Source organism: Streptomyces sp. NPDC002499, assembly GCF_053595415.1.
Genome location: NZ_JBSFXO010000004.1, coordinates 69,553 through 90,352, shown reverse-complemented (window position 1 = coordinate 90,352; position 20,800 = coordinate 69,553). Strand labels below are relative to the sequence as shown.

17 protein-coding genes and 1 pseudogene are annotated in these 20,800 nt (G+C 70.5%); 9 read left to right on the top strand and 9 right to left on the bottom strand.

Features of this window, described 5'->3' with window-relative positions; all coding sequences use genetic code 11:
- Positions 1 to 13: 13 nt before the first annotated feature.
- On the top strand, positions 14 to 730 hold the full coding sequence (npdG, locus tag ACWD5F_RS11410; protein WP_401729102.1) for an NADPH-dependent F420 reductase: 717 nt from the start codon (positions 14 to 16) through the stop codon (positions 728 to 730).
- A 63-nt stretch (positions 731 to 793) separates the two neighbouring features.
- Positions 794 to 979, top strand: a complete 186-nt coding sequence (locus tag ACWD5F_RS11405) for a hypothetical protein (protein ID WP_401729101.1) — start codon at positions 794 to 796, stop codon at positions 977 to 979.
- On the opposite strand, the gene ACWD5F_RS11400 is transcribed toward ACWD5F_RS11405, so the two are convergent.
- A complete protein-coding gene (locus ACWD5F_RS11400) occupies positions 969 to 1,769 on the bottom strand; it encodes a site-2 protease family protein (RefSeq protein ID WP_401729100.1) in 801 nt (266 codons plus the stop codon). The genes ACWD5F_RS11405 and ACWD5F_RS11400 overlap by 11 nt on opposite strands.
- Before the next feature lie 256 nt (positions 1,770 to 2,025).
- Between ACWD5F_RS11400 and ACWD5F_RS11395 the strand changes: the two genes are divergently transcribed.
- Positions 2,026 to 5,358: an AfsR/SARP family transcriptional regulator gene (locus tag ACWD5F_RS11395; RefSeq protein WP_451253322.1), complete on the top strand. Its 3,333-nt coding sequence runs from the start codon at positions 2,026 to 2,028 to the stop codon at positions 5,356 to 5,358.
- Between the two features lie 19 nt (positions 5,359 to 5,377).
- Here ACWD5F_RS11395 and ACWD5F_RS11390 read toward each other — a convergent pair whose 3' ends face one another.
- The 3 genes from ACWD5F_RS11390 to panB all read right to left on the bottom strand — a co-directional run bounded on the left by ACWD5F_RS11390 (position 5,378) and on the right by panB (position 8,293).
- Positions 5,378 to 6,199: an ABC transporter permease gene (locus ACWD5F_RS11390; protein WP_451253320.1), complete on the bottom strand. Its 822-nt coding sequence runs from the start codon at positions 6,197 to 6,199 to the stop codon at positions 5,378 to 5,380.
- Positions 6,196 to 7,221 carry an ATP-binding cassette domain-containing protein gene (locus ACWD5F_RS11385; protein WP_401729096.1) on the bottom strand — a complete coding sequence of 342 codons (1,026 nt, stop codon included), beginning with the start codon at positions 7,219 to 7,221 and terminating at the stop codon, positions 6,196 to 6,198. Before ACWD5F_RS11385 ends, ACWD5F_RS11390 begins: the two co-directional genes overlap by 4 nt.
- Positions 7,222 to 7,417: 196 nt before the next feature.
- Positions 7,418 to 8,293 (bottom strand): 3-methyl-2-oxobutanoate hydroxymethyltransferase, encoded by an 876-nt coding sequence (gene panB, locus ACWD5F_RS11380; RefSeq protein WP_451253318.1) that lies wholly within the window; start codon positions 8,291 to 8,293, stop codon positions 7,418 to 7,420.
- Positions 8,294 to 8,486: 193 nt separating this feature from the next.
- Between panB and ACWD5F_RS11375 the strand changes: the two genes are divergently transcribed.
- The 4 genes from ACWD5F_RS11375 (at position 8,487) to ACWD5F_RS11360 (ending at position 13,378) form a co-directional block, all read left to right on the top strand.
- Positions 8,487 to 10,076, top strand: a complete 1,590-nt coding sequence (locus ACWD5F_RS11375; RefSeq protein ID WP_451253316.1) for an MFS transporter — start codon at positions 8,487 to 8,489, stop codon at positions 10,074 to 10,076.
- Between the two features lie 54 nt (positions 10,077 to 10,130).
- On the top strand, positions 10,131 to 10,763 hold the full coding sequence (locus tag ACWD5F_RS11370; protein ID WP_451253314.1) for a TetR/AcrR family transcriptional regulator: 633 nt from the start codon (positions 10,131 to 10,133) through the stop codon (positions 10,761 to 10,763).
- A 204-nt stretch (positions 10,764 to 10,967) separates the two neighbouring features.
- Positions 10,968 to 12,017: an endonuclease/exonuclease/phosphatase family protein gene (locus ACWD5F_RS11365; protein ID WP_401729092.1), complete on the top strand. Its 1,050-nt coding sequence runs from the start codon at positions 10,968 to 10,970 to the stop codon at positions 12,015 to 12,017.
- Positions 12,018 to 12,157: 140 nt separating this feature from the next.
- On the top strand, positions 12,158 to 13,378 hold the full coding sequence (locus ACWD5F_RS11360) for an MFS transporter (protein ID WP_451253312.1): 1,221 nt from the start codon (positions 12,158 to 12,160) through the stop codon (positions 13,376 to 13,378).
- 77 nt (positions 13,379 to 13,455) lie between these two features.
- Here ACWD5F_RS11360 and ACWD5F_RS11355 read toward each other — a convergent pair whose 3' ends face one another.
- Complete coding sequence (locus ACWD5F_RS11355; protein WP_451253310.1) at positions 13,456 to 14,301, bottom strand: NAD(P)H-binding protein; 846 nt, start codon at positions 14,299 to 14,301, stop codon at positions 13,456 to 13,458.
- Between the two features lie 143 nt (positions 14,302 to 14,444).
- Here ACWD5F_RS11355 and ACWD5F_RS11350 point away from each other — a divergent pair.
- A pseudogene (locus ACWD5F_RS11350) lies at positions 14,445 to 14,842 on the top strand (winged helix-turn-helix transcriptional regulator).
- 11 nt (positions 14,843 to 14,853) lie between these two features.
- Here ACWD5F_RS11350 and ACWD5F_RS11345 read toward each other — a convergent pair.
- The 4 genes from ACWD5F_RS11345 to ACWD5F_RS11330 all read right to left on the bottom strand — a co-directional run bounded on the left by ACWD5F_RS11345 (position 14,854) and on the right by ACWD5F_RS11330 (position 20,475).
- Entirely contained in the window at positions 14,854 to 16,890 is a 2,037-nt protein-coding gene (locus tag ACWD5F_RS11345; RefSeq protein WP_451253308.1) for an NAD(+) synthase, read from the bottom strand.
- Between the two features lie 99 nt (positions 16,891 to 16,989).
- Positions 16,990 to 18,948, bottom strand: coding sequence for a S53 family peptidase (locus ACWD5F_RS11340; protein ID WP_451253306.1), 1,959 nt, complete (start codon positions 18,946 to 18,948; stop codon positions 16,990 to 16,992).
- Between the two features lie 238 nt (positions 18,949 to 19,186).
- Positions 19,187 to 19,810 (bottom strand): DUF305 domain-containing protein, encoded by a 624-nt coding sequence (locus ACWD5F_RS11335; RefSeq protein ID WP_451253304.1) that lies wholly within the window; start codon positions 19,808 to 19,810, stop codon positions 19,187 to 19,189.
- On the bottom strand, positions 19,807 to 20,475 hold the full coding sequence (locus tag ACWD5F_RS11330; RefSeq protein ID WP_451253302.1) for a DUF3105 domain-containing protein: 669 nt from the start codon (positions 20,473 to 20,475) through the stop codon (positions 19,807 to 19,809). The genes ACWD5F_RS11335 and ACWD5F_RS11330 overlap by 4 nt, the downstream gene beginning before the upstream one ends.
- 145 nt (positions 20,476 to 20,620) lie before the next feature.
- On the opposite strand from ACWD5F_RS11330, the gene ACWD5F_RS11325 reads away from it, so the two are divergent.
- The gene (locus ACWD5F_RS11325) at positions 20,621 to 20,785 is read left to right on the top strand and encodes a hypothetical protein (RefSeq protein WP_451253300.1); all 165 of its coding nucleotides are present in this window, start codon (positions 20,621 to 20,623) and stop codon (positions 20,783 to 20,785) included.
- Positions 20,786 to 20,800 lie beyond the last annotated feature (15 nt).

Sequence of the window (20,800 nt, the reverse complement as noted above, 5' to 3'; positions counted from 1 at the left end):
GTACAGTCGGCCCATGACCTCTACCGACAGTGCTGCACAGACCCCTGCGAAGGCCCCCGCCAAGGACCCGTGGGACCTCCCCGACGTCTCCGGTCTGGTCGTCGGCGTCCTCGGCGGGACCGGGCCGCAGGGCAAGGGCCTCGCCTACCGGCTGGCCCGGGCCGGCCAGAAGGTGATCATCGGCTCGCGGGCCGCCGAGCGCGCGCAGGCCGCCGCCGACGAACTCGGGTACGGCGTCGAGGGCGCCGACAACGCCGAGACCGCGCGGCGCAGTGACGTCGTGATCGTCGCCGTGCCCTGGGACGGTCACGGCAAGACCCTTGAGTCCCTGCGCGAGGAACTGGCCGGCAAGCTGGTCGTCGACTGCGTCAACCCGCTCGGCTTCGACAAGCAGGGCGCCTACGCGCTGAAGCCGGAGGAGGGCAGCGCCGCCCAACAGGCCGCCGCCCTGCTGCCGGACTCCCGGGTCGCCGCCGCCTTCCACCATCTCTCGGCGGTGCTGCTCCAGGACCCGGAGATCGAGGAGATCGACACCGATGTGATGGTCCTCGGCGAGGAGCGGGCCGACGTCGAGATCGTCCAGGCCCTGGCCGGCCGCATCCCCGGCATGCGCGGAGTCTTCGCCGGCCGGCTGCGCAACGCCCACCAGGTGGAGTCGCTGGTGGCGAACCTGATCTCGGTGAACCGCCGCTACAAGGCACACGCGGGGCTGCGCGTCACCGACGTGTGAGCGGGTGGGGGAGACTGGTGGGTGCCCATCCGTTTCCCCCGCCCCTCGACAGGAGCCGATCGAATGCCCCGCCTAGCCCTCTACGCCCTCGTCGTCTGCGTCCTCGCGGTGGCCGCGGCGGTCGTGTCCTTCGTGCAGGGCAGCTGGATCGGGATCGTGTGGGTGCTGCTGGCGGGGCTGTCGTCCAACATGTGCTGGTACTACCTGAAGCGGGGCCGGGGCACCGCGTCCCGTTCCGTCACCCGCTGACCGAGCAGAACTCGTTGCTGCCCTGCCAGAACCGGTACAGCTCCTGACCGCAGTAGGTCGAGAAGTCGCCGATCCCCAGACCGCGCAGGATCGCGTCGATCACGTCGAAGAACTGGGTGTTGACGGCCGGCACCCACAGCAGCGCGAACACGAACAGCAGGCCGAACGGCGCGAACGGCTCCACCTGGCGCTTGATGTTGTACGAGAGCCAGGGCTCGATCACGCCGTAGCCGTCGAGGCCCGGCACCGGCAGGAAGTTCAGGATCGCGGCCGTGACCTGGAGCAGCGCGAGGAAGGCCAGCGCGAACTGGAAGTCCCGCGGCACCCCGTCCAGCGCGTGCAGCCAGAACGGCGCGGTGCAGACGGCGGCGAACAGCACATTGGTCAGCGGACCGGCCGCCGAGATCAGGCTGTGCTTCCAGCGCCCGTGGATCCGCCCCCGCTCGATGAAGACGGCCCCACCCGGCAGCCCGATCCCGCCCATGATCACGAAGAGCACGGGGAGCACGATGCTGAGCAGGGCGTGCGTGTACTTCAGCGGGTTCAGCGTGAGATAACCCTTGGAGCCCACGGAGATGTCGCCGCTGTGCAGCGCCGTACGCGCGTGTGCGTACTCGTGCAGACACAGTGAGACGATCCAGGCGGCCGTCACGAACAGGAACACGGCCACGCCGGGCTGCTCGGCGAACCCCGTCCAGGTGGCCCATCCCGTGACCGCCGTGACGGCCAGGATCCCGAGGAAGACGGGACTGATCCGGCGGTCGCTGTGGCGGGTGGTGGCGGTGGTCATCGGGCTCCCTGGACTGAATGCGCGCGCGGTGGGACTGCCCGACGGTACCGGGCGTAAGGGGAAAACGTCTCGCGGAGGGTCAACGGTTCCGGGGAAGGTGGGGGGATGAGGGTCGGGAAAGCGGTGAGGTGCGTGAAGAGCGGGGCGCGGGCCCGTCCGAGGCCGGCTCCCTGAGCCCGCCGATCCCCCTTTCGTCCGGCCTCTCGCCACCCCGTGTATCCGAACCCCGTGACCGGCCCCGATATGACCGGAGACAATGGACCCCGTGCGCTATCGCATTCTCGGCACCACCCAGGCAGTCCGCCCCGACGGTACGCCCGTCCCGGTCGGCGGGACGCGGCTGCGCGCGTTGCTGACCGTGCTCGCTCTGCGGCCCGGGCGGACCGTGCCCGCGAGCCTGCTGGTGGACGAGGTGTGGGGCGGGGATCCGCCGGCGGACGCGACGGGCGCGCTGCAGGCGCTGGTGGGGAGGCTGCGCCGGACGCTGGGTGCCGAGGCGATCGCCTCGGCGGAGAGCGGGTACCGGCTCGCCGTCGCCGCCGACGACATCGACCTGCACCGCTTCGAGCGGCTGACCGGTGAGGGGCTGCGGGCGCTGGCCGACGGCAACCCCGCGAAGGCGGCGGAGGCCCTGGACGACGCGCTGGCCCTGTGGCACGGCCCGGCCCTGGCCGACCTCCCCGACCGCACGGGGGAGGCGTCCCGCTGGGAGACCCGGCGCCTGGACGCCCGCCGGGCCCGGCTCACGGCCGCCCTCGCCCTCGGCGACGCGGACACGGCCCTGCCCGAACTGACCGCCCTGTGCGACACCCATCCCCTCGACGAACCCCTCCAGTCCCTGCGCCTCAAGGCCCTGCGCGCCACCGGCCGCACGGCGGAGGCGCTGGCCGCCTACGAGGACGTACGCCGGCTCCTCGCGGACCGGCTCGGCTCCGACCCGGGCCCTGAACTGCGCGCCCTGCACGGGGAGTTGCTCCGGTCGGCGGACGGGGAGGCGGGTGCCGCGAGCGACGCCCGTGCCCAGGCCCCGGCCGCTGCCCCGACCTCGCCCGGTGGCCCCTCCGCCCCGCCTCCCGGCAACCTCCGGGCCCGGCTCACCTCCTTCGTGGGCCGGGAGGCCGACATCGATGCCATCCGGGGTGACATCGCCGCCGCCCGGCTGGTGACGCTGCTCGGGCCCGGCGGGGCCGGGAAGACGCGGCTGTCGCAGGAGGCCGCCGAGAAGGTGCGGTACGCCACCCGGGACGGGGTCTGGCTGGCCGAACTGGCGCCCGTGGACGACCCGGACTCCGTGCCGGAGGCCGTGCTCACCGCCGTCGGCGCCCGCGAGACCGTGCTGTACGGCGCCGGTGCCGAGGCCATGCGGGCCGCGGGCAGCGACCGGCACGACGAGCCCCTGGACCGGCTCGCCGAACATCTCGGCAAACGCCGCATGCTGATCGTCCTCGACAACTGCGAGCACGTCATCGACGCCGCCGCCCGCCTGGTCGAGGAGCTCCTGGCCCGCTGCCCCGAACTGACGGTGCTCGCCACCAGCCGTGAACCCCTCGGCGTACCGGGGGAGTTGCTGCGGCCCGTGGAGCCGCTGCCCGAGCCGAGCGCGCTGCGGCTGCTCGCCGACCGCGGGGCCGCCGCCCGGCCCGGGTTCCGGGTCGAGGACGACCCCGAGGCGTGTGCCGAGATCTGCCGCCGGCTCGACGGACTGCCGCTGGCCATCGAGCTCGCGGCGGCCCGGCTACGGATGTTGACACCACGTCAGATCGCCGACCGACTCGACGACCGCTTCCGGCTGCTCACCTCCGGCAGCCGTACCGTCCTGCCCCGCCAGCAGACCCTGCGCGCGGTCGTCGACTGGTCCTGGGACCTGCTCGACGCGGACGAACGCGACGTTCTGTGCCGGCTCTCGGTGTTCGCCGGCGGCTGCGACCTCGCCGCGGCCGAGGCGGTGTGCGGCCCGGTCGCGCTGGAGGCGCTGGGCTCGCTCGTCGACAAGTCCCTTGTGGTGGCGGCCCCTTCGGGCGACGGCGGCATGCGCTACCGGCTCCTGGAGACCGTCGCCGAGTACGCGGGCGAGCGCCTCGACGAGGCCGGACGGCGCGCCGGCACCGAGCGCGCGCATCTGACGTACTACCGCGAACTCGCCCGCACCACCGACCCGTTGCTGCGCGGCCCCGGCCAGCTCGCCGCCATCGAGCTGCTGGAGCGCGAGTACGAGAACCTGCGCACCGCCCTGCGGCACGCCGTCGCCGAGCGCGACGAACAAGAAGCCCTCAGCCTCGCCCTGTCGCTGGTCTGGTACTGGCAGATGCGCGACGCCCGCATCGAGGCCCGCAACTGGTGCGCCGAGGTCATGACCCTGGGCCCCGACCCCTTCGCCGCCCCGCTGCGCCGCGCCGCGCCCGTCCGGGAGCGCTGCACCGACGTCCCGCCCCCGCTGACCGGCGAACTCCTCGCCGAGGCCCGCCGCGGCATCCACCTCGCCCATCTCGCCTGCATGGACACCGAGTTGGAGGCCTGGGAGTCCCCGGCGGCCAAGGAGAAACTGCGCCTGATCACCGAGGTCTACGAACCCGGCATGCCGCAGACCTGCCGCACCCCCGCCATGCTCTGGTTCTACGCCGTCATGCTGACCGGCAACGTGGACATGCTGCCGGTGATCCTCGACGCCTGCGTCCACACCTGCCGCACCACCCCCGGTATGGAGTGGGAGCTGGCCGCCACGCTCCAGATGCGCGCCAACCTGCTGGCCAACCGCAGCGAGTGGGCCGGCGACGCCTCCCGTGACGCCGACGAGTCGCTGCGGATCTTCGACCGGCTCGGCGACGCCTGGGGCACCGCCGAGGCGCTGTCCGCGCGCGGCGAGGCCCGGGAGCGGATCGGCGAGTACGTGCTCGCCGCGGGGGACTACGAGGCGGCCACCGAGCAGGCGGAGCGGCTGGGCGCCCGCGGCCAGGTGGCGGTGTTGCAGGCCCGGCTCGGCAGCGCGCTCATCGAGGCGGGCGAGCCCGAACGGGGCGAGCAGCTGCTGCGCGAGGTGATCGAGCGCCGGGACGGCTCCGGCAACGAGGCGATGCCCGCCGCCCGGATGTTCCTCGCGGGCCGGCTCGCCACCACCGGCCGGGTCGACGAGGCGCGCAGCCAACTGGTGGTGCTGCGCAAGGAGTTCGAGATCTCCCACTTCATGGTCTTCGACGCCTTCATCCTCGGCGGGGAGGCCTGGCTGGAGGCGGTGGCGGGCGACTACGAGCTGTCCCTGGAGAAGGTCCGCAAGGCGCTGGAGCGGTCCTCCGACGCGCTGTCCAGGGCCATGGCCCCGCACATGCGCTCCCTGTACCTGGCCCTCGCCGCCATCAGCATGGCCGAGGTCGACGGCGGCCGCCTGGCCCGCGACGGCGCCCGCTGCCTCGCGGCCGGCGTGCTGAACCTGCCGCCGGGCAACTGCTCGACGTCCATGGAGCGCGAGGTGTTCGAGCGGGCCGAGCGGCACACCCGCGCGGCCCTCGGCGACGCCGAGTACGAGGCCGCGTACGCGGAGGGCGGCGGCCTCTCCCTGGAGGAGGCCGCCGCCCTGGTGCAGGACACTGCCTGACGCGCACCGATGGTGAACTTCAGCTCTTGGTACGGAACTTGTGGATCGCGACCGGCGCCATGACCGCCGTGAGACCGACCGACCAGGCCAGCGTCACCCACAGGCCGTGGGCGACCGGGCCGCCGACCATCATGCCGCGCGCCGCGTCGGCGAGCGAGGACAGCGGGTTGTAGTCGGTGAAGTTCTGCAGCCAGCCCGGCATCGAGTCGGTCGGCGCGAAGATCGACGAGCCGAACTGCAACGGCATCATCACCAGGAAGCCCATCGCCTGCACCGACTGCGCGCTCTTCATCGTCACGCCGAGAGTGATGAACACCCACATCAGCGCCGAGCCGAACACCGTGGCAAGACCCACGGCACCGAGCATCCCGGTCCAGCTGGTGATGTCGAAGCCCACCAGCACGGCCACGATCATGAGGATCACGCACGCGGCGAGCATGCGCATCAGCTCCACCACGATCTTGGCGATCAGCACCGAACCGCGTCCGATCGGCAGGGACCGGAAGCGGTCCATGACACCGGAGTTGAAGTCCGTGTTGAAGCCGGTGCCGACGCCCTGGGACATGTTCATCCCCATCATCGCCAGCAGCCCGGGGATGACGTACTGCACGTACGCCTCCTGGCCGCCGCCCAGCGACTTGCCGATGGAGCCGCCGAAGACGTACACGAACAGCAGGGTGAAGATCACCGGGAAGAGCACGGCGTCGAACATGGACTCCGGGTCTTGGCGGATCCACAGCAGGTTGCGGCGGATCAGCGCGCCGGTGTGCCGAAAGTGGTTGCGCAGCGGGATACGGGCGTCCGCGGCGCCGACGGGAGCGGTGATCGTGGCGGCGCTCATACGGAGACCTCCTCGCGGGTGTCGGTGGGCACGGCGTCCTGCGGGGCACTGGCCTTGTGGCCGGTGAGCGAGAGGAACACCTCGTCCAGGCTGGGCAGTTCGGTGGTGATCGAGCCGATGGTGATGCCGCGCGCGGTGACCGCGCCGACGACCGCGGTCAGCTGCTCGTCGCTGAGGATCGGCACCAGGAGCGTGCCGCTCGCGGGGTCCACGGTGGTGGTGGCGAGCCCGGTGATGCCGAGCCCGTCCAGCGCGCCGGCCAGCGGGCGCAGTTCCAGCGGGTCGACCGGGCGGATGCGCAGGGCACGGCCGCCGACCTTCGCCTTCAGCTCCTCGATGGCGCCGCCGGCGATGACCTTGCCGCGGTCGACGACGGTCAGCTCGGAGGCCAGCTGCTCGGCCTCCTCCATGTACTGGGTGGTCAGCAGGACGGTCACGCCCTCGCCGACCATGGACTTCACCTCGGCCCACACCTCGTTGCGGGTGCGCGGGTCCAGGCCGGTGGTCGGCTCGTCGAGGAAGAGCACCTGCGGGTGCCCGATCATCGAGGCGGCCAGGTCGAGCCGGCGCCGCATGCCGCCGGAGTAGGTGCTCGCCGGGCGCCGGGCGGCCTCGGTGAGCGAGAACCGCTCCAGCAGCTCGTCGGCCCGGGTGCGGGCGTCCTTGCGGGACAGGTCGAGCAGGCGCCCGATCAGATAGAGGTTCTCCCAGCCGGACAGCTTCTCGTCGACCGAGGCGTACTGGCCGGTCAGCCCTATCACCTTGCGCAGCTGCCGGGGCTGGCGCAGGACGTCGTAGCCGACGACGGTGGCGTGCCCGGAGGTGGGGGCCAGGAGGGTGGACAGGATGCGTACGAGGGTGGTCTTGCCGGCGCCGTTCGGCCCGAGCACACCCATCACGGTGCCCTCGCGCACGTCCAGGTCGACACCGTCCAGCGCCTTGGTCTCGCCGTAGTGCTTGACCAGTCCCCGCACGGTCACGGCGGTGTCCCCGCCGCTGGGGTTCTTGTCGATTCGCGTCATGCCGAGAACGGTGCCAGGGCCCACCGACAAACGACCGACAGGTCACCGACAGAGATATGTCGGTGACCTGTCGGTGCCGACATACGACCGACTCGAACCCGACAAAGGCGACAGCCCGCCGACGGGGGAAATCGGCGGGCCGTCTCTGTGCCGCAGTGGCTCTATGGCTGCTTCATGACTTCACGACGTCAAGACGTCAGTGGACCGAGTGCTCCTCCAGCGGGAACGTTCCGCCGACCACGTCCTCCGCGAACGCCTTCACCGCGTCCCCCATGACCTCCCGGAGATTCGCGTACTGCTTCACGAACTTCGGTACCCGGCCCGGCGTCAGCCCGAGCATGTCGGTCCACACCAGCACCTGCGCGTCCGTCTCCGCACCCGCGCCGATACCGACCGTCGGAATGTGCAGCACCCGGGTCACCTCGGCCGCGAGCTCGGCCGGCACCAGCTCCAGGACGACCGCGAACGCGCCCGCGTCCTGGACCGCCTTGGCATCGCGCAGCAACTGCTGGGCCGCCTCCTCGCCACGCCCCTGCACGCGGTACCCCATCGCGTTCACGGACTGCGGGGTCAGGCCGATGTGCGCCATGACCGGGATGCCGGCCTCCACCAGGAGCCGGATCTGCTCGTGCGAGCGCTCGCCGCCCTCCAGCTTCACGGCGCCCACCCCGGCGTCCTTGACCAGCCGGGTCGCCGAGCGCAGCGCCTGCACCGGACCCTCCTGGTAGGAGCCGAACGGCAGGTCGCCGACGATCAGGGACCGGGTCGTGCCGCGGACCACAGCCGCCGAGAGCATGGTCATCTCGTCGAGGGTGACGGGTACGGTCGTCTCGTACCCGAGGTGGCAGTTGCCCGCCGAGTCGCCGACGAGGATCACCGGGATCCCGGCCTCGTCGAAGACGGACGCGGTCATCGCGTCGTAGGCGGTGAGCATGGGCCACTTCTCGCCACGGTCCTTGGCGAGAGCGATGTCGCGCACGGTGATACGGCGTGTGCCCTTGCCTCCGTACAGCGCCTTGCTGCCGTCGGAGGGGCTGTTGTGCACAGTCGGGGCAGCCGAAAGCTGCGTCATTGCAACGGCTCCTTCGGTCATCTCGAGGCACCCTGACGGTGTCCCCGGATCACCTCCATGGTGGCACCTCGTGCCAGTGAGGGCCAGAGGGGTCTCCGTCACGTACAGAGGGGGTCTCCGTCAACGTAAGAGATGAGTAAAAGATTTACGATACGGGACCGTTCCGTATCGGAATTCGCCTAGCCTGACCGGCATGACCACTCCATCCGTCCCCGCCTCCCGCATACCGGAGGCGGTGCACCGGCGCCGTTGGGCGATCCTCGGCGTTCTCATGCTGAGCCTGCTGATCGTGGTGCTCGACAACTCGATCCTCAACGTCGCCATCAAGACGATCTCGACCCCGGCCCCGACCGGCCTGGGCGCCACGCAGAGCGAGCTGGAGTGGGCCATCAACGCCTACACCCTCGTCTTCGCGGGCCTGCTGTTCACCGCCGGCCTCCTCGGCGACCGGATCGGCCGCAAGAAGGTCCTGCTCGGCGGGCTCGTCGTGTTCGGCATCGGCTCCGCGCTGGCCGCCGAGTCCGGCTCGCCGACCCAGCTCATCGCCTTCCGGGCCCTGATGGCCCTCGGCGCCGCCTTCGTGATGCCCGCCACCCTCGCCGTCCTCATGAACGTCTTCGAGCGCGAGGAGCAGCCCAAGGCCATCGGCATCTGGGCGGGCGGTGTCGGCCTCGCCATCGCGATCGGCCCGATCACCGGCGGTGTGCTCCTCGACCACTTCTGGTGGGGCTCCGTCTTCCTGATCAACGTGCCGATCGTGCTGCTCGCGCTCGCCCTGATGATCTGGCTGGTGCCCGACTCCCGCGACCCCAAGCCCGGCCGCGTCGACCCGATCGGCGTCGTGCTGTCCGTCGTCGGCCTCGTCCTGCTGGTCTACGGCATCATCGAGGGCGGCGAACTCGCCGACTTCACGGCGCCCAAGGTGCTGTCGACGATCATCGCCGGTGTCCTGGTCCTCGCCGGGTTCGTCTGGTTCGAGAAGCGCAGCGACCACCCCTCCATCGACGTCACCTACTTCAAGAACAAGGTGTTCTCGGCCGCGATCGCCGCCATCGCGCTGGTCTTCTTCGCACTGATGGGCGTGACCTTCTTCTCGGTCTTCTACACCCAGAGCGTGCGCGGCTACTCGCCGCTGCAGACCGGTCTGCTGATGCTGCCGCTGGCCGCCGCGCAGATGATCTTCGCGCCGCGGGCCCGGCTGGTCGTCGACCGGTTCGGCAACAAGGTCACCACCGGCGTCGGCCTGCTGCTGCTCGCCGGGACGCTCGCCGCGTTCGCCGGCTTCGAGGCGGACACGCCGATCTGGCTGCTGGAGGTCGTGTTCTTCCTGATGGGCACCGGCATGGCGCACGTCATGACCCCGACCAGCGTGGTCATCATGCAGGCCCTGCCGCGCGAGAAGGCGGGCTCCGCGTCCGCGCTGAGCAACACCTTCCGCCAGGTCGGCGGCGCCCTCGGCATCGCCGTCCTCGGCTCGGTGCTGTCCACGGCCTACCGCAACGGCATCGAGGGCAAGCTCGGCCTCGTACCGCCCGCCCTGCGGGACACCGCCGGCGAGTCCATCGAGGCCACCCTCGGTGTCGCCGAGAAGCTGGGCGCGCAGGGCAAGGCGCTCGTCACCCCCGCCAACGACGCGTTCCTGCACGCCATGCACGTCACCGCGCTGTGCGGAGCGGGCGTCGCGATCATCGGCGCGGTCGTCGCGTTCCTCTTCCTGCCCGGCAAGCCGACGGCTCGCCAGGAGGGCAAGGAGGAGCAGGAATTGGTCGTCGTGGGGGAGTAGCGACGACAATCGCCCCGGCGGGGAAGGACGGGGGCAGCGAAAGGACGGAGTGACGTGAGCCTTGCCGGCAACGGGACTGGGCAGGAGGCCCCCACCAGGGGACGCCCCCGCAGCGAGGCCGTCGAACGTGCCATCACCGAAGGCGTGATGAAGCTCGTGGAGGAGGGGGTGCCCCTCGCCGAACTCTCCATCGAGCGCATCGCCCGCACCGCCGGTGTCGGCAAGGCCACCATCTACCGTCGCTGGCCGGGCAAGGAGGAACTGTTCGTCGACGTCGTCCGCTGCGCCGAGCCGGCGGATCCCGAACTGCCCGGCACCTCCGTGCGCGACGACCTCGTCGCCATGCTGGAGCAGTTGCGTCTGCGGGGTGTGATGACCCGGTCCTCGGCGCTCCTGCACAACGTCTTCGCGCAGATGAAGAGCACCCCGAAGGTCTGGGCCGCCTACCAGGCGACCGTCGTGGAGCCCCGCCGCCGCAAGGCGGTGGAGATCCTGCGCCGCGGTCAGGAGAACGGCGAACTGCGCCCGGACCTCGACCCCGAGCTGCTGAACGACCTGTTCGTCGGCCCGATGCTCCTGCGCTCCGTCATGCGCCCCGACGGCGACCTTCCCGAGGGCCTGTCCGAACAGATCGTGGACACGCTGCTCGCGGGACTACGGCCCGCCGGCCCGCCGACCACGCCGTAGGAACGGCGTGAGCCTGAACGCGTGAATGTGCGCGTTGCGTCACAGACCGCGCTTTCACCAGTGGTCCCTGCAACTCCCCGCGCCCGCTTCGTCGTCCTCGTGCCCGTACGGCCGTCATGGGACGGCGGGAAGAGAACCGATCATCCCCTAGGGTCGTATGACGCGGAGATGAACGGTGCGCACGGCAGGTAGTGAGGCGACGGTATGGCGCAGCAGGCTTATGTGACGGAGACGGACGGCGGCGGGTCGGGACCCGAACGCCGGGGAGACCGGGTCCGGCGCCTGCTGAAGCGGCTGGTGGCCGGCTGGCGCGGGGATCCGAGAATCTGGCGGCGCGGCATCGTGCTCGCCGCGATCGCGGTGCTCCTCGCCCTGGTCATGCTGCTGCACGCGCAGATCCCGAACGTGATCGGCAACCTGGGCAGCCTCACCGAGACCTTCCTGCCCTGGCTGGGCGTGCTGGTCCCGGTGCTGCTGGTGCTCGCCCTGGTGCGCAGGAGCGCGACCGCGCTGATCGCGGTGGTGCTGACCGCCGCCGTCTGGCTGAACGTCTTCGGCGGCCTGCTCACCGACAAGACCGGCAGCGGCGGCGACCTGACCGTCGCCACCCACAACGTCAACGCCGACAACCCCGACCCCTCCGGCACCGCCCGCGACGTGGCCGCCTCCGGCGCCGACGTGGTGGCCCTGGAGGAACTCACCGCCTCCGCGGTCCCGGTGTACGAGAAGGCGCTTGCGTCGACGTACAAGTACCACTCGGTCGAGGGCACGGTCGGGCTGTGGAGCAAGGACCCGCTGACCGGCGTGAAGGCCGTCGACATCAAGCTGGGCTGGACCCGCGCCATGCGCGCCACCGTCACCACGCCCGAGGGCCGGATCGCGGTGTACGTCGCTCATCTGCCGTCGGTGCGGGTGAAGCTGGAGGCCGGGTTCACCGCCCGGCAGCGCGACAAGAGCGCCGACGCGCTGGGCGAGGCGATCGCCGACGAGCAACTGCCCCGCAAGATCCTGCTCGGCGACCTCAACGGCACCATGAACGACCGTTCCCTCAACGCCGTCACCGCCCAGATGCGCTCCACGCAGGGCGCGGCGGGCAGCGGCTTCGGGTTCAGCTGGCCGGCCGCGTTCCCGATGGCCCGGATCGACCAGATCATGGTCCAGGACATCGAACCGGTGAGTTCCTGGACGCTGCCGCGGACGGCGAGCGACCACCTGCCGGTGGCGGCCCGTGTGAATCTCGACACCGGCTCGTGATGACACGGACTTTTGATGACATCTGCGCTTGATTACACGCGCTCTTAACCTGCCGGAATACTGGGCCGGGGAGACTTTGTTCCGTCCATGAACATACAGTGGACAGAACACCGCACTCTTGGAAAGGCACAGGCACCTCCATGCCCCTGGCCCTGCTCGCGCTGGCCGTAGGCGCATTCGGCATAGGCACCACCGAGTTCGTGATGATGGGCCTGCTGCCCGACGTCGCGGACGACCTCCACGTCTCCATCCCCACCGCCGGGCACCTGGTCTCGGCGTACGCGCTCGGCGTCGTGATCGGCGCGCCCCTGCTGGCGGCCGTCACCGCGCGCATGTCCCGCCGCAAGGTCCTGATCGGCCTGATGCTCCTGTTCATCGCGGGCAACACCCTCTCGGCGTTCGCCCCCGACTACGACTGGCTGCTCGCCGCCCGCTTCCTCAGCGGCCTGCCGCACGGTGCCTTCTTCGGTGTCGGCGCGGTCGTCGCCACCGGGCTCGCGGCGCCCGAGCGCAAGGCCCGGGCGGTCTCGCTGATGTTCCTCGGCCTGACCATCGCCAACATCGCGGGCGTGCCCGTGGCCACGCTCATGGGCCAGCACCTCGGCTGGCGCTCCACGTTCCTCGGCGTCAGCGTGATCGGCGTCCTGGCGGTGGTGTCCCTGGCGCTGCTGGTGCCTCGGGACAGCGCCCACGCGTCGTCTGCCGGCCTGCGCGGCGAAATGGCCGCCCTGCGCTCCCTCCCGGTCTGGCTCGCGCTCGGTACGACGGTCGCGGGCTTCGGTGCCCTCTTCGCCGCGTACAGCTACATCACGCCGATGCTCACGGACGCCGCGGGTTATGCCGACTCCAGCGTGACGCTGCTGCTGGCCCTGTTCGGTGTCGGCGCGACGGCGGGCAACCTGCTGGGCGGACGCCTGGCGGACCGGTCGATGCGGGGCACGCTGTTCGGCGGCCTGGTCTCTCTGGCGATCGTCCTCGCGCTCTTCCCGGTACTGATGGGAACGGCGTGGAGCGCACCGCTCGCGGTGGTCCTGCTCGGCACGGCGGCGTTCGTGACGAGTTCCCCGCTGCTGCTGATGGTGATGGAAAAGGCGTCCTCGGCCCCGTCGTTGGCGTCCTCGGCGAACCAGGCGGCGTTCAACCTGGCGAACGCGGGCGGAGCTTGGATCGGAGGGCTCGCACTGGCTGCGGGCTTCGGTGTGACGTCTCCGGCGGTCGTGGGCGCGGGACTTGCCGTGCTGGGGCTGGGAGTCGCGGGGGTCGCGTACGCGGTGGACCGGCGGCGAGGCGTGTCGGGCAGCGGTCGCGAGCGCGTGGTCGCGGGCCATGTACCGGAGCGGGAGCGGGCGTTGCGGTCCTGACCCGCTACCGGTCGAGTGCGGTCGGCAGTGCCGGGCGACGGATCGACCGGCACTGCCATGCCCGTTGACCGCAGGATCTAGCGGAACGCGGCGATATGGTCCTGGGCCCACTCGGTGAACGTGCGAGGCGCGCGGCCGAGGACCCGCTCGACGTCGGGACTGATGCGCTGCTCGGCGGGGTTGGGCGCGCCGAGGATGCTCAGGGTGGTCTCGACGACGGGCTCCGGCATGAATTGCAGCATCTGCGCGCGGGCTTCGTCCCGTGTCTGTTCGACGAACCGGACGGGTTCGCCGAGCGCGGCGGCGATCGCCTCGGCGCGTTCGCGGGGAGTGCTGAGGGCGGGCCCGGTCAACTCGTAGATCCGGCCCGCGTGTCCGTCCTCCCGCAGTGCCGCGGCGGCGACCTCCGCGATGTCGTCCGGGTCGATGGTCGGCAGGCCGACGTCGGCGAACGGCGCGGCGATCTCCCGCCGGGTGCGGACCGAGTCGGCCCAGGCGTAGGCGTTGGAGTCGAAGCCGCCGGGTCGCAGGACCGTCCAGTCCATGCCTGACTGCCGGACGGCGTCCTCGATGGACCGTGCCGTATCCCCGTGCGAGGCCGACTCCGGCCGGGTCGCGACGCCTTGGGAGGACAGCAGGACGACCCGTCGTACGCCGCCGGCCTTGGCGACGTCGACGAGGTCCCGAGGGTTCAGCAGGTGGGCGCTGGGGCCACCGTTCTGGAGGAACAGCGCGTCGGCGCCCTCGAGAACGGGCCGAAGACTCTCGGGATCGATCAGGTCCGCTTGTCGATACCGGACACCTTCCGGCACATCCGCGTCCGAGATGCCCCGCGAGGTCGCGGTCACCCGCTCGCCGGCCGCCGCGAGGGTCCGTACGAGCGAACGCCCCGCGTTACCGGTCGCCCCCGTCACTACGATCATGGCCAACTCCCCTGTGATTCAGCGTGGTTGTCGTCGCCCGAGCGGGCGGGACCGCCACGGAGAGGGCTGCTCTCCGGGCGACACGGGGACGCTAACACCGTCGGTATAGTAGGTACCTATAGGAAAGTGGCTATCCCGAGGGGATGCACATGCCCGACAACGCGACCTGGACGGCACCCGCTGACATCGACCCGGAACTCGCCTGTCCGGTCGGCCCCGTCGTGGACATCGTGTTCAGCCGCTGGACCACGCCGATCCTGTGGTCCCTGCACACGCATGGCCGGCAGCGGTTCGTCGAGCTGGAACGGCGGATCGCCAGGATCACCCCGAAGGTGCTGACGCAGCGGCTGAGGCAACTGGAGCGTGACGGCATGGTCGTGCGCACGTACCACCCCGAGGTCCCCCGCGCGTCGAGTACGAGATCACCGACCTCGGCCGCACCCTCGCCCCACTCTTCGCCCACCTCGCCGAATGGACGGCGGACAACCTGGAGAAGGTGGAGCGGGCACGCGAGGACTACGACGCGGATCCGTCCCGGTAGCGCGCCCCCACTCAGTCGAAGCGGGCCAGATCCCGCAGCCACACCGTCGCCGAACTGTCCGACGGCGCCCGCCAATCCCCCCTCGGGGACAGCGAACCCCCCGCCGACACCTTCGGCCCGTTCGGCATCGCCGAGCGCTTGAACTGCGCGAACGCGAAGAAGCGGCGGCAGAAGACCTCCAGCCAGCGCCGGATCTCCGGCAGGTCGTACGCCACCCGCTTCCCCTCCGGGAACCCCGGCGGCCACGCACCCCCCTCCGCGTCATGCCACGCATGCCACGCCAGGAACGCGATCTTCGACGGCCGGAACCCGTACCGCAGCACGTGGAAGAGCGTGAAGTCGTGCAGCGCGTACGGCCCGATCTTCGACTCCGTCGACTGCATCTCCTCACCCGGCACCAGCTCAGGACTGATCTCCGTGTCGAGGATCGCCGCGAGGATCTTCCCCGCCTCCTCGCCGAACTGCCCGCTCTCGATGACCCACCGGATCAGATGCTGGATCAGCGTCTTCGGCACACCCGAGTTGACGTTGTAGTGGCTCATCTGGTCGCCCACGCCGTACGTGGACCAGCCCAGGGCGAGTTCCGACAGGTCACCGGTGCCGAGCACGATCCCGCCCCGCTGGTTGGCCAGCCGGAACAGATAGTCCGTACGCAGACCCGCCTGCACGTTCTCGAACGTGATGTCGTACACCGGCTCGCCCGCCGCGAACGGGTGGCCCATCTCCTTCAGCATCAGCCGCGCAGTCGGCGTGATGTCCAGCTCCGCCGCCGTGACCCCCAGCGCCGCCATCAGCTTGTGCGCGTTGTCCTTCGTGTGGTCGCTGGTCGCGAACCCGGGCAGCGTCCAGGCCAGGATGTCGCTGCGCGGACGCCCGGCCCTGTCCATCGCGCGCGCGGCGACGATCAGCGCGTGTGTCGAATCGAGGCCCCCCGACACCCCGATGACGACCTTCGGGCCACCGATCGACGCGAGCCGCTGCTGCAAGCCCGCGACCTGGATGTTGTACGCCTCGTAGCAGTCCAGGGCCAGCCGGTCGGCGTCCGCCGGCACGAACGGGAACCGCTCCACCCGTCGGCGCAGGCCCAAGTCGGCGGTGGGCGGGGTGAGTTCGAAGGACACCGTGCGGAAGTCGGCCGTACGGGCCGCGTGCGTACGGCGGTTGTCGTCGAAGGTGCCCATCCGCTGCCGCTCCTGCCGCAGCAGGTCGAGGTCGACGTCGGCCACCGCGTACTGGTCGTCGAGCGGGAAACGGTCGGACTCGGCCAGCAGCACGCCGTTCTCGTAGATCAGGGTCTGGCCGTCCCAGGACAGGTCGGTGGTGGACTCGCCGAGGCCGGCCGCCGCGTAGACGTACGCGGCGAGGCAGCGGCCGGACGCCGAGCGGGCCAGCAGCTTGCGGTCCTCGGCGCGGCCGACGGTGATCGGACTGCCGGAGAGGTTGGCGAGGACGGTCGCGCCCGCCAGGGCCGCCTCGGCGCTCGGCGGCACCGGCACCCACATGTCCTCGCAGATCTCCGTGTGCAGCACCAGACCGGGCACGTCGTCCGCCGCGAACAGCAGGTCCACGCCGAACGGCACCGATTCCCCGTCCACCCGGATCGTGCCGCCGCGTTCGTCGTCACCCGCGGCGATCTGCCGACGCTCGTAGAACTCGCGGTAGTTGGGCGGGTACGACTTGGGGACGACCCCGAGGACCCGGCCGCGGTGCACGACCACCGCGCAGTTGTAGACCCGGTCGCGGTGGCGCAGCGGGGCGCCCACGACCAGGACCGGCAGCAGGTCCACCGACCCCGTCACCACGTCCCGCAGCGCGTCCTCGACCTGGTCGAGCAGCGCGTCCTGGAGCAGCAGGTCCTCGATCGAGTAGCCGCACAGCACCATCTCCGGGAAGACGGCGACGGCCACGCCCTCCTCGGCGCACCTGCGCGCGTGGCGCAGCACCGCCTCGGCGTTGGCGTGCGGGTCCGCGATGACGGTGTGGCCCGTGCAGGCGGCGACGCGGGCGAAGCCGTGCTGGTAGAGCGACCGGAAGTTGAGTGGAGGCACGGGCCCAGTGTAATCGTCACAGCGACGCAATGGGGTGGCGTGGGGAGTGGTGCGCCCCACGCCACCCCGTTACAGGTGACCCGTGTCCCTACAGAGGGATCAGTGGTGACCCTTGGGCTTGACGAACGACTGGACGTAGCCGCCCGCGGGCGTGCCCACGCCGGTCACGTCGTCGTAGCCCTTCACCGCGGACAGCGAGCTGTCCTTGCCGAGGCTGCGGACCGAGGTCAGCAGGCCGTCGGTGGCGTCGTAGCCGTTGGCGAAGTCCACGCGCGCCACCGCCAGGCCGGAGCCCGTCGGGTTGTCGGTCACGTCGTGGTACACCTTCGAGCCGTACTTGGCGTAGATCGACGGGTTGGCGAAACCGATCGCCTTGCCGCCGCGCGCCTCCTGGGCCAGGGCCTGGACGGCCGCGATCACCGGCGAGGCCAGCGAGGTGCCGCCGATGCGGTACTCGCTGTACTGCTCGGAACCGTCCGCCTGGGTCTGGGTCTGGCCGACCTTGAAGCCCGTGTTCGGGTCGGCGATCGCCGAGATGTCGGGGACGACGCGGTTGCCGGCGGCGTTGTTGGCCGTGGCGAGCGCGTTCGGGACGACACCCTTCTGGTAGTACGGCTCGGACACTGTCTTGCTGGTGCCGCCGCCCGCGCCCGAGGTGTAGGCGCCCGGGAACGCGGTCCAGCTCTTGCCGTCGTCGGACAGCGAGGCCTTCTCGGTGCCCCAGCCGGTCTCCCACAGGTACTTGTCGCCCTTGCCGACGGCCAGCGAGGTACCGCCGACCGCCGTCACCCACGCCGAGTTGGCCGGGGTGTCGACCTGCTTCGTGCCGGTGTGGGCGACCTCGTCGCCGTTGTCACCGGAGGAGAAGTAGAAGCCGATGCCCTCGACCGCGCCCAGCTGGAACACCTGGTCGTAGGCGGCCGCGAGGTCCGGCGTCTGGTTGGCCTCGATGTCGCCCCACGAGTTGGAGACGATGTCGGCCAGGTGGTTGTCGACGACCTTGCTCAGCGAGTCGAGCAGATCGTCGTCGAGGCAGGACGCGCCGCCCACGTACGTGACGTCGGCGTCCGGCGCCACCGCGTGAACGGCCTCGACGTCGAGGGTCTCCTCGCCGTACCAGCCCGAGGCGTCGCACTCGTCGGCGCCCGTGTTCGTGTAGTTCGCGGGCAGCACCTGGTGCAGCTGACCGGTCTTCCACTTGGCGTCGCCGTGCTTCTTCGCGTACGTGGCCGCGTCGAAGGCGATGGTCGGCGAGGCGTAGGCGTCCGTGATGGCGACGCGCACACCCTTGCCGGTGTACTTGCCCGCGCCGTAGGCGGCGCGCAGCTGCTTGCCGGTGTAACCCTGCACGGCGTACGGGATCTTCTTGCCGTACGCGCTGGGCAGCGAGGTCGCGGTCTTGGAGCCGTAGTACGAGGAGAACGGCCCCGCGTTCTTGAACACCGCGGTCGGACCCGGCAGTTGGTCGTCGTGGTCCGCCTTGTGCGGAGCGTTGTCCAGGCCGGTGACGGTCAGGACGGCGCCGTTCAGGCTGTCCGGCGCGGACGCCGACTTGGAGGGCGCGCGGTAGGTCTTGGAGCCCTTGGCGTAGTTGTGCAGCTGGGTGCTGAACGCCTTCTCTGCGGCGGCCACGTCACCGGTGACGGAGACGTAGTGCTGCGTGACGCCGGTGACCTTCAGGCCCGTGGACGTCAGCCACGACTTGACCGCGGCCACCTGGGCCTTGGTCGCGCCGAAGCGGGCCTGCACCTGCTTGGCGCTCAGATACTTGCCGTACGCCGCCGAGTTCGGGTCGGACACGGCCTTCGCGTAGGCCGCGAGGCCGTTGGCGTCCTTGCCTGCGAGGTACACCCGCAGCGAGACCTGGGAGCCGTTGGAGGTGGCCCCCTTGTCCGCCTTGGCCGTGGCCCAGGCGGGCTTGGTGCCCGCCAGCGAGTCGCGGCCCGGGTTGTCCGCGGCGTGGGCCGCGGGTATGCCGAGCGCCAGCGCGCCGGCGAGCATGGGCAGTGTTGCCGCCATGCTCACCACGGCACGCGACTTGGCGCGGTTGGATCTCATGGAACCCCCTGCGATGCGGTTCTTCGCATGTGTGGTCGGTCTCCGTTGATCCTCGGAGAACCGCGCCGCGGCGGGGGCACGGAATTGGATCAAACGGTAGAGGTCACTCTTTCGATGAACCGTTCATGCCAGGGGAATGCGAAAGCCAAGAGAACCTCTGCCCATGCCAAGAGAACTTCAAGGAACGCCCAGGATGGGGGATTTGAGGCTTTGGTGCGCTCCCGATCTTTCCGGAAGGTTACGAACGCGCCTTCGCGCCCCGCTCCTTGAGCATGTCCCCCATCAACTGGATCTCCGACTGCTGGGCGTCGACCATGCCCTGCGCGAGCCGCTTCTCCACATCGACCGAGCACTTGGCGACACAGCCCTCGGCCATGTGGATCCCGCCCTTGTGGTGGTCGGTCATCAACTGCAGATAGAAGACTTCCGCCTGCTTGCCGCTGAGTTCACCGAGCTTCTTCATCTCGGTGTTGGTCGCCATCCCCGGCATCAGCGAGCCGTCCTTGCCGGACGCCATGTCGCCCATGCCCATCCACGTCATCGGCGGATCCGCCGACACCTTCGGCAGCCCCCACAGGTCCAGCCAGCCGAGGAGCATGCCCCGCTGGTTGGCCTGGGTCTGCGCGATGTCGTATGCAAGTCGGCGTACGTCCGTGTCCTTCGTGCGGTCGCGCACGATGTACGACATCTCCACGGCCTGCTGGTGGTGCACCGCCATGTCCCGGGCGAACCCGGCGTCCGCGGAGTCGGCGGCCGGCACGCTCGACGAGGAGCCGCCGTCCTCGGCGACCGCGTAGGTGATTCCGCCGGCCGCGATCAGCGCCGCCACCGCGGCCCCCGCGATCAGACCGGCCTGCCTCACTGCGACAGGCCGTTCGTGCACGCGGCCCCCGGCTCCGGGGTCTGCTTGCCCTGCACGAACTCCGCGAAGAACTTGTCCACGTTCGGGTCGCTCGCGCTCGTCACCGTGCGCTGCTTGCCCCACGCGGTCAGCATGATCGGATCGGGCTGCTTGTCGTCCGGGCTCATCAGCGTGTACGGCGTCTTCTTCACCTTCGCCGCCAGCGCGTCCACGTCCGCCTTCGAGGCCTTGCTCGTGTACGTCACCCAGACCGCGCCGTGCTCCAGCGAGTGCACGGCGTTCATGTTGTTGAGCGCCTTGGAATAGACGTCGCCGTTGCAGTTCATCCAGACCTGGTTGTGGTTGCCGCCGACCGGCGGCTCCGTCGGGTACTTCACCGTCTTGGCGACGTGGGTGCGGCCCAGCGTCCCCTTCCACGTCTTCACCCCGTCCTTGCCGGTGACGAAGTGCCCCGAGGTCTTGGAGTCGGACGCGGAGCTGTCCTTGTCGTCCTGCGACTTCACCACGAACACGCCACCCACGATCAGCCCGGCCACGACGACCACGCTCGCACCGATCGTCAGGATCCGGGCGCGCCGCTCCCGGGCCCGCTCGGCACGCTGCATCTCCTCTATACGCGCCTTGCGGGCCGCGCTGTTGCTGTTCTTCGCCTTGGCGGAACCCATGAGGTGTGTCCTTCTGGGGGAAAGGTGGCCGATCGGTCCGCTGATCGTAGTGGGGGAGGGCAAGTCTTTCGTAGGCGGGTCACAGCCAACCCCTTGACTTGCCCGTCTCCGTCGGATCAGTACGGGCCGGGCATTACGGATACCGATGCGAGCAGGCAAGATGGCGGGAGAGTCGTACACCTGCCGGACCGGAGCCGTTCAGGCCTCGGTCGCTCGGCCGATCATGGTCGGCAACGCGCATGAAATGCTGTTGTGGTGGGATGCTCAGGTGCCCGACCGCCTCCCGCGCGACCTGGGGCAGGCGGCCTGACCAGCAAGGATGGGG